General features: G+C 72.9%; 9 protein-coding genes. 1 reads left to right on the top strand and 8 read right to left on the bottom strand.

Translation table 11 applies throughout. The features are described from left to right. The 8 genes from GL263_RS12795 to GL263_RS12760 all read right to left on the bottom strand — a co-directional run. A partial coding sequence (locus GL263_RS12795; protein WP_182855789.1) for a hypothetical protein occupies positions 1–1,069 on the bottom strand: 1,069 nt, incomplete at its 3' end. Then, positions 1,066–1,530 carry a type II toxin-antitoxin system RatA family toxin gene (locus GL263_RS12790; RefSeq protein WP_182855788.1) on the bottom strand — a complete coding sequence of 155 codons (465 nt, stop codon included), beginning with the start codon at positions 1,528–1,530 and terminating at the stop codon, positions 1,066–1,068. The genes GL263_RS12795 and GL263_RS12790, both read right to left, overlap by 4 nt. A gap of 22 nt (positions 1,531–1,552) precedes the next feature. Further along, complete coding sequence (locus GL263_RS12785; protein ID WP_228456464.1) at positions 1,553–2,152, bottom strand: DUF6031 family protein; 600 nt, start codon at positions 2,150–2,152, stop codon at positions 1,553–1,555. After that, a complete protein-coding gene (locus GL263_RS12780; RefSeq protein ID WP_182855787.1) occupies positions 2,149–4,950 on the bottom strand; it encodes a DUF6001 family protein in 2,802 nt (933 codons plus the stop codon). The genes GL263_RS12785 and GL263_RS12780 overlap by 4 nt, the downstream gene beginning before the upstream one ends. After that, a complete protein-coding gene (locus GL263_RS12775) occupies positions 4,947–5,729 on the bottom strand; it encodes an HAD-IIA family hydrolase (RefSeq protein WP_182855786.1) in 783 nt (260 codons plus the stop codon). Before GL263_RS12775 ends, GL263_RS12780 begins: the two co-directional genes overlap by 4 nt. Then, entirely contained in the window at positions 5,726–6,961 is a 1,236-nt protein-coding gene (locus GL263_RS12770) for a hypothetical protein (protein WP_182855785.1), read from the bottom strand. Before GL263_RS12770 ends, GL263_RS12775 begins: the two co-directional genes overlap by 4 nt. Position 6,962: 1 nt before the next feature. Continuing rightward, on the bottom strand, positions 6,963–9,512 hold the full coding sequence (locus GL263_RS12765) for a dCTP deaminase domain-containing protein (protein WP_182855784.1): 2,550 nt from the start codon (positions 9,510–9,512) through the stop codon (positions 6,963–6,965). A gap of 211 nt (positions 9,513–9,723) precedes the next feature. After that, complete coding sequence (locus tag GL263_RS12760) at positions 9,724–9,867, bottom strand: hypothetical protein (protein ID WP_182855783.1); 144 nt, start codon at positions 9,865–9,867, stop codon at positions 9,724–9,726. A 195-nt stretch (positions 9,868–10,062) separates the two neighbouring features. On the opposite strand from GL263_RS12760, the gene GL263_RS12755 reads away from it, so the two are divergent. Then, entirely contained in the window at positions 10,063–11,052 is a 990-nt protein-coding gene (locus GL263_RS12755; RefSeq protein WP_323379369.1) for a helix-turn-helix transcriptional regulator, read from the top strand. Positions 11,053–11,291: the final 239 nt, after the last annotated feature.

Genomic DNA, 11,291 nt, shown 5'->3' with positions numbered 1-11,291 from the left:
GTGTCGGGGCGGGGGCGCCGGACCGGCCGAGCACCGCGTCGGGATCGACGTCGAGCGTGCCGCGCAGCCTGACCATGGCGACGGAGTCGAGCGCCGTGCGCAGCCGGGCCAGGGAGCGGTAGAACTCCGTGTAGTCCGGGACGAGGTAGGACTGCCAGGTGAAGAAGGTGGTGTCCACCTGCCTGTCCACGATCTTGTTCAGGTGCGCCCAGCGCTCGTTGCCGTCCGTGAGGTGCCGGGCGGACAGCGGCTCGCCGGGCACGACCTCCGGCAGCAGCAGCGCGGTGAGCCGCCGGGGCTCCGCGCTGAACTCCGAGCCGAGCCAGGACTCGAAGACGTCGGGGTCGATGAGGATCTTGTGGCCGGGGTCGTGGTCGTCGACGCGGGCGTCGACGCCGTCGCGGACCATCGACTCAAGGCGCGGGTCGGCCCGGATGGTCCCCACGCCGACGTACGGGTAGTCGCGCCACGGGTGGACGACGACGGTGCCGGACTCGACCGTGCAGAACAGCTTGTCGCCGGTGAAGTACCGCCAGCCGGGGCGGCGCAGGACGGACAGCAGGGTGGTGGTCTTGCCGGCCCCCTTCGGCCCGGCGATGATCACCGCCTCGCCGTTCCGGTGCGCGCCCGAGGCGTGCAGCACGACGGTGCCGGTGTTCTCCTCGTTGCGGATCACCAGGTCGCGGACGAAGTCGAGGACCTGGACGGTGGAGCGCTCGGTGACACGCAGCGCGAAGGTGTTGTCCTTCGCCGTGTCGACCGGGGTGTCCAGCAGCGTGGCCCGGTTCACGTAGAGCCGCCGTCCGCCGCCCTCGACGACGTGCGCGTCGAAGTTGAACTCCGCCGCGTTGCTGCGGCGTACGACGGAGGTGGGCGTCCGCCACACGTGCGGGGCGACGTCCCTCTCCGGCTCGTAGTGCCGCACGTCGATCCGGAACGTCGGCTCGAGGGGCGCGTCCGTGGAGATCAGGTGCCGGAAGAAGCGCCGCACCGGGTCGAACGCGGCCTCGGCCCCGGCGGCCACGTCGAACCGCACGGTGGTGTGCAGGAAGTTCAGGTACAGACTCATGTCGGGCTCTTCTCCGTCGCGCGGTGTTCCGCGGCGCGGGCCGACACCGCACGTGTCAGCGCGTCCGCGTGGGCCTGGAAGGACTGGGTCCAGATCGGTTCGAGGAGCGGCGCCAGTCCGTCGACGCCCAGCTCGTACGCGAGGGTGAGGCGTACGAGGGTGCCGTCGGGGGCGGCGCTCACGGCCCACTCCCCGGAGAGCCGCTCCAGGTCCCCGGTGGTCTGCTCGAAGCGCAGCCGCAGGCCGGGCCCGGCGGCCTCGCGCTGGACCCAGGTCACCTCGCTGCCGTTGAGCAGGACCTTCCACTCGTTCAGCCGGAACGTCCGGTCCTGCTCGGACAGCGCGCGTACGGAGACCACGTGTCCGGCCGGGGAGGCGATCCCGGCGCTGTCCCTGACCAGGGGCCACACCGTCTCCGGGGTCATCCCCCCGACCAGTGTCTCGGCCCGGATCTCGGGCATGTCCCACCTCGTTCTTCCTGTTTCAGGCGGCTTTCATGAAGGGGGCGAGGAAGCCGATGTCGAGCCCGGCCGCGCGGGCGAGGTCGGCCCACACGCGCAGGGTCAGCAGCATGTCCCGCTGCCCCTCGGCGACAAGCCGGTCGGGCAGCTCCCCGGGGAAGGCGTCCAGGAGCCGTTCCCACAGCAGGTGGATCTCGTCGACGGCGCAGCTCTCGCCGCCGAACTCCTCGTCCAGCCCGAAGACCTCGGCGAGTTCGGGGCCGGTGGCGTCCACGACCTCCCGCATCCCGTACTCCAGGCAGACCGCCAGGCAGTGCGCGTCGTCCACGGGTACGCGGCCGGCCAGGCGCTGGTCGATGTCGAGGAGCTGTTCGAGGAGGCGCAGCTTCGCGGCCTGCTGCATCTGCGGCTGCTCCGTGCCGCCTTCGAGGTCCTCGATGTACGCCCGCCCCTCGGCGAGCATCAGCCAGGCCGCCTGGGTCCAGGCCTCCACCGCCGCCGGGCCGGTCATGACGTGGCCGGCGCGCACGGAGGGGAAGGCGGTGAGCTCGGCTGCGGTCCGCGTGGCGCGGACCGGTCGGCCCTCGGTCATGTCCGACTCCTTGTCCGGGTAGCTGGTCATCGGTCCGCCCCGTCCGGGTAGCCGATCCGCAGGCGGGCCACGCCCGCGCGCAGCGCGCGCAGCAGTGTGGCCGCCGACCGGGCGTCGAGACCGGCCAGTTCGTCCAGGCCCACGGGGGCGCCGGCGAGCGGGAGGCCGTCCTCGGCGCCGACGCCGGGCAGCACCACCGCGGAGCCGGCGTTCAGCAGCAGCGAGGCGTCCGGCAGGAACGGCTTGGCCACCGCGTCGGCCTCGACCGCGACGGTCACGGCCGAGGCGGTGCCGGTGGCCCGTACGGCGTCGCGGGTGAGCGCGGCGAACGCGCCGGCCAGCGGCTCGGCGGCGGCGGAGGGCCGCAGGGCGGCGCCGACGCCCTTGCGCAGCCGTTCGAGGTCCGTGGCGACCGCTTCGAGCCGGTTGTCGTGCCAGCCGCCCTGTGCCACCATCCGGGCCCACCGCAGCGCGTACCACTTGCGGGTGGTGTAGACGTCGCCGTGGTGCGACAGCAGCGCGTCCATGAGGTGCAGCAGCACGTTGTAGGCGTAGCCCACCCGGCCTCTGGTCTCCCCCGCGCTCTCCGCGAGCAGGCAGTGGACGGCCTGTTCCACGGCGAGTTGGAGGGAGGCGCGGCTCCACACCCGGCCCAGCGGCGGCAGCCAGTCGACGAAGGGCGCGGACCCGTCCAGGGTGAGGCCGTTGACGATGCGCTCGGTCTGCTTGCGGCGCGGCTCGCGTTCCTTGTCCCACCGCCGGAAGCCGGCCACGGTCTCCTCGACGGTCAGGCCGGCGAGTCGGTGCAACTCCTCCAGGTTCGAGGCGAGTTCGGCGCGGCTGAACGAGACCACCTCAAGGTGGTGGCCGTCCTCGAAGATCTTGGTCGAGATCCGGGGCCCGTCGATCGGGGCCTCCTGGACGCGGATGAAGTCCAGGTCGCTGGTGGGGTTGGCGAGACCGTGCACCGGCGAGCTGGTGAGCAGCAGCAGTCCCTCGCCGACGCGCTCGCGCATCAGGTCGGACAGCCACTTCGCTTCCAGGGACCGGCCCGCCAGGAAGGCGGCCACGTTGCGGTGGCGGCGCTCGACGAGGTCGGCCGCCGACCGGGCGGGTGGGAGACCGGACGGCATTCCATCAACTCTCTTCGGGGGGTTCGGGAACGTCACCGCGGCACCGCCCGCCCCGGCGGGGGCGGCGCCCAGCAGGTGGCGGACAAGCCGCGCCGGCCACGTGTTGTCGACCAGAGGCGGTACCGGGCCGGCCGGGACGCCGGAGCCGAGGGCGGCGTGGACGGCGTGCAGTCTGTCGTCGCCGGTGTGCACGACGTGGGCGCCGGTCTTCGGCGTGCGGCGGACCACCGCGCCGTCGCCCGCCGGGCGGGCGGTCGGCTGGTAGTCGTCGGCGAGGACCACAAAGGACACAAAGGGGTCGCTCTCCGGGTCGGCGGGCCGGAGGTGGTCGCGGTCCAGGAAGCCGGTCACCACGGGGCGTCCGGTCTCCGGGTCGGTGAGCGTGCGCAGCACGGCGTGCGCCCGGCGCATGGCGGCGCGCGCGCCCTCGGGGTCGCCGGCGAGGCCGGGGCCGACCCACAGGGAGCCGTTGTTCGCCGGGTGGTAGAACACCGCCGACCGTTCGGCGTCGAGGCCGCCGTCGGCCCGGGCGTGGCTGAGGCCGGCGCGCAGCAGGGCGTCGCCGAGGTGGACGAGATGGGTACTGCCCACCATGCCGTGGTCCGCGCCGAGCAGCACGGTGTCCTCCGCCCCGGCGCGGTCAAGCACCCGGCCGAGCACCGCGTCGCACCACTGGTAGCAGCGGCGCACCCGCGCCCACACGGCCTCGGAGATGTCCGGTCGGTGAGCGGCGCTCCGCTCGTCGCACCAGCCCAGCAGTTCGTGGCCGACGTCGTCCGTCATCGGGAGGTAGACGACCACCAGGTCGGCGTCGTGCGTCTCCAGCACGGCGTCGGTCGCGGCGGCGAAGTGCTCGGCGACGCACTCCACCGACGACAGGAAGACCTCCTCCGCCGTGCCGTCGCCGCCCTCGGCGAGACGCGGGCCGAACACGCCCTCGCGGTACAGCGGGCCGACTCCCTCACCGGCGAAGGGCGGGCACTCGGCCAGCCGCCGCAGCGCGGCCGGGTTCCGCCCGGCGGTCCGAGGCCGCCACACGCCGCTGTGCACAAGCGTCAGCCGGCCGTCGACGACAACCCGGGCGACCCAGGTCCCGTGGTCCCCGTCCAGCATCAGCGGCCGCCACCGGCCGTCCGTGTCGAGGACGAGGGCCCCGGCCGGGGAGTCCGGGGCGCTCAACCGGACCGGGTCGGACGGCCGCGCGGGCGCGGTGACCGCGACGTCGAACCCGCCGATCCGCCAGTCCTGTTCGCCGGGTCGCGGGGTCAGTGCCGCGTGCCGGGTCAGACGCCGGCTGTACGCCTCGACGGCGACGTCGACGTGCGTCCCGACCCGGTCCGCCTCGTCGAACACCCACGGCGTGTGGACAAACGCGCTGCTCACGTCGTGGCCCGCCAGCACCTCCCACACCGGCGGCACGGCGGGGAAGCCCGGCGCGAAGCCGCTGACGTGGCTGTCGGGACCCTCTCCCGCGCCGGGGACGGTGAACCCCGTCACGCCGTGCTCCCGGGGCCACGTTCCCGTGAACAGGGTGGCCAGCGAGGGCGGCGTCTGGCAGTTGGGGTACGCCGGGCGGGCGGCGGTGAGCACGCCGTCGCGCCGCACGCGGCTCACGGCGGGCAGCGCGCCCTCCCGCTCCAGCCGGTCCACGACCCAGTGCGCCGCCGCGTCCCACACCACCCAGTAGACGGTCACGGGCCGACCCACTCACGGAGCAGGTCCGGGAGTCCGGTCACCGTGTCGATCTCGTGGTCGGCCTGTCCCGTGAGGCCCTCGGCCCGCTGGTCGGCGTACTTCCCCGTCCGCACCTGGACGGTCCGCATACCGGCGGCCCGTCCGCCGGCGATGTCGGTGGTCGCGTCGTCGCCGACCACGACGCACTCGGCGGGGGCCGCGTCCAGCGAGCGCGCGGCGAGCGCGAAGAAGTCCGTCGCCGGCTTTCCGAGCACCCGGGCGGTGGCCCCGGCGGCGTGCTCGATCGCCCGCACGATCGCGCCGGTGTCCAGGTGGTCGCCGTCGGCGCGCTTGAAGTAGCGGCCGGTCTGCAGCGCGAGGAGTTCCGCGCCGTCCCGTACGGCCCGGAAGGCGCCGTCGAGTGCCGGGTAGTCGAGGGTGTCCCGGCAGTCCCCGACGAGCACGTGGCTGTAGGGCGGCTCGTCCGCCAGCGTCGGCAGCGCGGTGCGCAACTCGCGTGAGACGAGCGGGTAGGTGCGCGCCCCGGCGGACGAGAGCAGTCGCTCGGCGGCGACCACCGGCGTGAACAGCTCCTCCGCCGCGACCGCGAGGCCGTAGTCGGCGAGTTCGGCACCGAGGCGGGCGGCCGGCTTGGAGTCCGTGTTGGTCAGGAAGCGGAGTCCGACGCCGAGTTCGCGCAGCGCAGCCAGGGTCTCGGCCGCTCCCCCGATCGCCGCCCCGCTGGCGTAGAGCGTGCCCTCCAGGTCGAGCAGGACGGCACGCACCGGCCCGCCCGTCATCGGCTCACCTCCCGGGCCAGCTCGGGGCGCGCGGCCACGGCGTCCTTGAGGAAGGTCCGCTTGGAGTAGAAGCCGCGGGTGTCGTCGAGACCGCGCTCCCGCAGGAAGGACTCCAGCCAGGAGGCGATCTCCGCCATCTCCTCCAGCACCGCGCCCTCGTCCGGCGGCACGGCGACGCGGCTGCGCAGGTACTCCAGTTCGCACTGGTTGAGGGTGACGTCGCGGGCGTCGACCAGGCTGGAGTGGTCGAAGAAGATCCCGTAGACGTGACCGGTGCGCACCGACTCGAAGTTCACGTCGTAGCGGACGCGGCGGAACGACGGCAGCCGCACGGCGTCGACCCCGAGCTCCTCGCGGACGTACCGCTCGAAGCCGCCGTCGTCCGCCAGGTCGAGACCGTAGGTGTGGGTCTCCCGGCGGTTGAAGGCGTCCTCCGCGTACCACTTGCGCTTCAGGAGGTGCCGGCCGTCGGTGGTGGGGATGAACGAGGCGTAACCGCGCTCCTCCTCGGGGCCGGTGACCTCGAAGAGGTGGTTGAGGTAGTCCCAGGCCTGCCACTCGTCCCGGTACTCCATGACGTAGCCGGGCAGCGCGCCGGCGAGCAGTCGGCCGTAGAGCTCGACGGTCAGCGTCCAGGAGTCGACGGGCGGGGCGAGTGTGTACTTGTACTCGAGTTCCTTGCCCTCGAAGCACTTGCGGTAGTAGCGCTGGTGGTTGTTGAGGAAGAGGAAGTTCTCCGCGTGCAGGCGGACCGCCTCCGCCAGCCAGTCCAGCTCCGCCACTCCGGCGGTGACCAGCGGTTCGGCGGTGGTGCGGATGAAGCAGGCGTCCTCGGCGAGGAACCTGATCTGGCTGTGCACGTGGAGTCGGTCGCCGCACGCGGTCAGGTAGAAGAGCGGGACCAGCGGTCCCGGGGCCGGGCCGCTGACCTCGGCCACCGCGGACCTGAGCGGGGCGCCCGGCAGCATCCCGGGGAACAGGTCCTCGCCACGGGCCGTCGCCGTGTGCCGGCGCCCGCCGTCGGCCGCCGTGGCGAGCAGTTCGCGCTGCCCGAGCCCGTCCCACCGCACCACCACGGTGTTGCCGGGGAAGGTGTCCTCGACGGGGGCGGCGAGTTCGACGAGCACCACCGGGTCGTCGCCGGACAGCGGCGCCGTGCCGTTGAGCAGGTGCAGGCCGCCGAGCGCCAACCAGGCCCGTCGTGCGTCTGTCGGCGCGGGTGTGTCACTCACGTCAGGCTCCCTTGCTGCCGGTCGTCGTGACCGTGCCGTCGCTGATCACTACCTCTGTGCCGCTGATCCCGGCCGCGGTCACCGCCGGTATCCGGGCCTCGCGCAGCAGGATCGCCAGGTGTCCCAGCGCCGACCCCTGGTCGAAGACGAACCCGGCGACGTGGTCGAGGAGCACGGAGAGCACCGCGTACGGCCGGGCGGCGCTCACCACGGGCTTCCGCTCGTACGACGCGACCTGTTCGAGGATCCGGGCGAGACCGTCGTGCTCGCTGACGTCCCGGGACTTGTCGATGCTCACCGCCGGGCCGATCGACAGCCTGCGCAGCAGCGCGTCGTCGTCGAGTCTCAGCAGCGGCCCGCGCGCGGTGCCGGGGGAGATGCAGACCTCGCCGTGCGCGACCGTGACGGCGTCGTCCCCGCCGAGCACCGAGTAGTCGACGAAGTACAGGGTGCCGTTGTCGTGCACCCACTCCAGGGTGACGGGCCCGTACTCGGCGTGCATGGCCTCGGTGAAGCGCCCGATCTCGTCGAGGTGCGGACGCAGCACCGCGCCGGAGGCCGGGATGTCCGCGCCGGCGTCGCCGCCGGAACCGTCCGGGACGTCCCCGAGGAGAATCGTCTCGCCGCCCGCGGTCCCCCGGTTGAGCGCCATCAGGCCCTCCTCCGTGTACTCGACCACCAGCCCCCCGCCGTCGACCCGGCGGGAGATCACGCCGAGTTGGCCGCGTACGAAGTCCCGGACGATGACGCTGTGCAGGGCGGTCCCGTCGGGACCCGCGCCGCTGGTCACCGCGAGGCGGGCGAGCAGCTCCTCCTTCGGGACCACGATCTGCCGCAGGTTGTCGCCGAAGTCCAGCACGCACTCGTCGGAGCCGCCGGCCAGCATCTCCCGCAGGGCGTTCGACGTGTGCTCCCCGTGCAGCCCGCGGCCGTTGAAGCGCAGCACCCAGCCGGCGCCGGTGGCCACACCGTGCCGGTGGGCCAGCCGGTGGGCGGGGCCGCGCTTGGCCGTGTAGCCGCCGTAGACGGCCGCCACCGCGCCGAGGGTGAAGGAGGCCGGCAGGTCGTCCACGTACAGGCGGTACCCCTCGGCGACGGGCTCGGCGGAGACCGTGGAGACCTCGCGTGCGGCGGTCAGCGGCCTGACCTGCACGAGGTGGACGCCGTCTGCGTCGGCCGCCCACTCGACGTCCACGTCGTGGCCCCGGTCCTCGCGCAGCCGGCGCACGAGGTCGACGACCTCCAGGAGGACGGTGTGGTCCCGTGCCGTCTCGGGCGCGGGGCCGGCGGCCAGCGCGACCGAGTCGACGCGCCGCGGGACGGCGACGCCGGCCACCAGCTCGTCGGCGAGACCCTCGACGTACTCGACGACCACCTTGGCGGCGCCGGTGCCCGTGGGGCTGTCGGCGCTGTCGGGGCTGCCGGTGCTGTCGGGGCCGTCGAGCCCGGTGAAGGCCACGCCCGCGAGCGTGGGGCGCACCATGCGCTGCACGATGACCGCGAGCCGCGGTGTCGGGCTGAAGTCCCCGGCCCGGATCCGGGCGGCGACCGCCGGTGCCTCGTAGTGGGACCGCCAGCAGCTCTCGACGGCGTCGATCACCGCGTCGGCGCCCCGGACCCCGAGGACCGACTGGTGCACACCGGCGAGACTGGAGGTACCGGTGTCCTCGTCCAGGCCCGAGGAGCGGACGGCGAACTCCACCCCGTCGGCGTCCTTGAACAGCTCCGCGAGCCGCGCCGCCAGCAGCACACGCGCCTGCCGCGGCAGACGAATCTCGGCGGTGGTCTTCTGGATGCGCGCCACGGAGTCCGCGAAGAACGCGCCCACGGTGGCCCGGAGGTCGGTGAAGGCGTCCGCCAGTTCGTTGCGCTGCTCCTCGGTCAGCGCGTCGACGAACTCTCCCGCCGGTACGCAGAACGCCGCGGGCACCCGGAAGTCCGCGCTCGCCGAGGCCAGTTGGGCGAACTTCGGGCCGACCTCGTCGGCCTCGAAGGTGGCCCCGAGGCCGGGGAACCGCTGCCTGGCGAACTGCTTGTCGAAGTCGACGTGGATGTCGCTGGAGCGTGGTCCGACGGACCCCTGGTACTTGCCGTCGTAGAGCACGATCTCGCCCTGCGGGCGCCACCACATCATCTGACCGATGTTGATGCCCGGGTACACCCGGACCCGGTTCATGCTGTAGAGCTGCAGCGTCCACTGGCCGGTGTAGCCGATGTCCCCCAGGCTCGCGGAGAGGTTGATGAACAGGCCGAGCCGGGCCACGGACGAGCGGGCCGCGAACGTGGGCGCGTAGTGCTCGCTGCCCAACCGCTCGACGGTGTGGGCGAGATAGAGGCGGCCGGGCTCCAGGACGTAGCCCTCGTCCGGGATCTCGATCTCCTCGACCTCGTTGGTGTGGCGGGCGTCGAGGGGCATCTCCCGGTAGACCCGCAGGGTCCTTCCGAGACGGAAGTTGTAGCTGTTCGGATTGACCTGTTCCGGCGTGAACGGCTCGATTGTTATCCGCCCGTTCCTGCGTTCACGCTCGATCTCGGTTCCGGTCAGAATCATGTGTCGCCTATTCGCTGATCCCCGGGGCGCACGCCGACGGGCCGGCGTCATCGGCGCCTTGGTCGAAGCGCGCCTGGTACGTCCGCGGCCTGCCCGGGTTGGTCATGAGGAGCGTCGGAAGCCGAACCCCCTCGACGGCGCTGTCGGGTCGGGGGCTGATGGCGAGGGGGAAGGAGCAGGTGGGCCGTGGCCCTACCTGGAACAGCCGGGCTCAGCCCCAGCCGGTGTCGTGCGTGGCGACGCCGAACGCGCCGGGTGACGCGGCGCCGGTCCCGGCGAGGCCGATCACGGTTCCGGTCGCGGACAGGGCCAACACGCAGCCTGCCATGGCCGCTTTGGACAGGAGCTTCCTCATGGGTACGCCTTCATCCGTCAGTTGACTGTGGTTCACCTCCCGGTCGCGGGAGTGCGGATGGGCGAGGGGGAGGCGAGATGAGTCACCATGCCAGGTCCTACATGAACATCACATAATGGAGAGGGGTCATCATGTTGCCTGTCAGCATGATGACACCCCCATAGGGGGCCCTACAGGAGAAAACGGGGGGAACCGGTGAGCGACGTCGACCGCAGCGCTCTCCACGCGGTGTATAGGTATGCCCTTGACCGGGGGCCGGAGGAGGGCTTCGCCAGAAGCGCGGTGGGACCGGCCACCGGACTTTCCGAGGAGGCGGTCACCGCCGCCGTGGAGGAACTGCTCGCGATGGGACTGCTGCTCGGCCTCGCGGCGGGGAGGCTGCGGGCGGTGGCCCCGGGGGAGGCCGTCTCCGGCGTCATCACGCCGCTCGAACGGGAGCTGCGGGCCCGCCGGGCGGCCGTCGAGGACACCCGAGCGGCCATCATGTCCTTCCTCCCGCTCTACGAGCGCAAACAGGTCAACCGCGAGCGCAAGAACGGGTTCGAGGTCCTTCCGGACCTCGCGGCGGTCCGGGTCGCCATCGCCGACCTCACCGCGCGCGCCCGTGTCGAGATCCTCACCGCCCAGCCCGGCGGGGCCCGGGGCGAGGGCGTCCTGGCCGAGGCGTCGCCACGGGACGTGGCCGCCCTCCGCCGGGGGGTGCGCATGCGCGTCCTCTACCAGCACACCGCCCGCTTCAGCCGGGGCACCGGCGAGTACGTGGACCGCGTCACCGGGCTCGGCGCCCAGGTCCGCACGCTGGACGACCAGTTCAGCCGGCTGCTGGTCTTCGACGACGAGACCGCGGTGATCTCCCTGCCCGGCGACCCGCTCGGCGCGGCCGTCGTCCGGGAGGCACCCGTGGTGGCCTTCATCAGGGAGACCTACGAGCGGCTCTGGCTGGCGGCCGAACCCTTCTCGACGCCCGGCACGGCCGGTGGCGAGATCTCGGCCACCATCCGGCAGGCCATCATGCGACTGCTCATGGAGGGTCTGACGGACAACTCGATCGCGGTCCGGCTGGGCATGTCCGTGCGCACCTGCCGCCGCCACGTCGCGGAGATCATGGTCGAACTGGGCGCGCAGAGCCGCTTCCAGGCGGGCTATCTGCTGGCCGTCCAGAACCGGCAGGAGGGGCAGCGGTGACACGTGCCCGTGGCGGTGACACGTGCCGGCAGCGGTGACACGTGCCGGCGGCGGTGGCACCTGTCGGCGGGCGGGCGCCGGGGTGGCGTGCGGTGCGCGGGGTCAGTCCGTGTGGTCGGGGCTGGTGAAGCCGGGTCGGCCGTAGTCGGGGCTGGAGAAGTCGGGGCTGCTGTAGCGGGGGCGGGACGTGCCGCGGCCGGGGCTTTCGGCGGCGGGGCTGGTGAAGTCCGGTCCCGAGT

It is taken from the genome of Streptomyces durbertensis, assembly GCF_014156695.1.
GTDB lineage: Bacteria > Actinomycetota > Actinomycetes > Streptomycetales > Streptomycetaceae > Streptomyces > Streptomyces durbertensis.
Note: the sequence above shows the minus strand (reverse complement) of the source record. Positions and strands in the feature narration are given on the sequence as shown.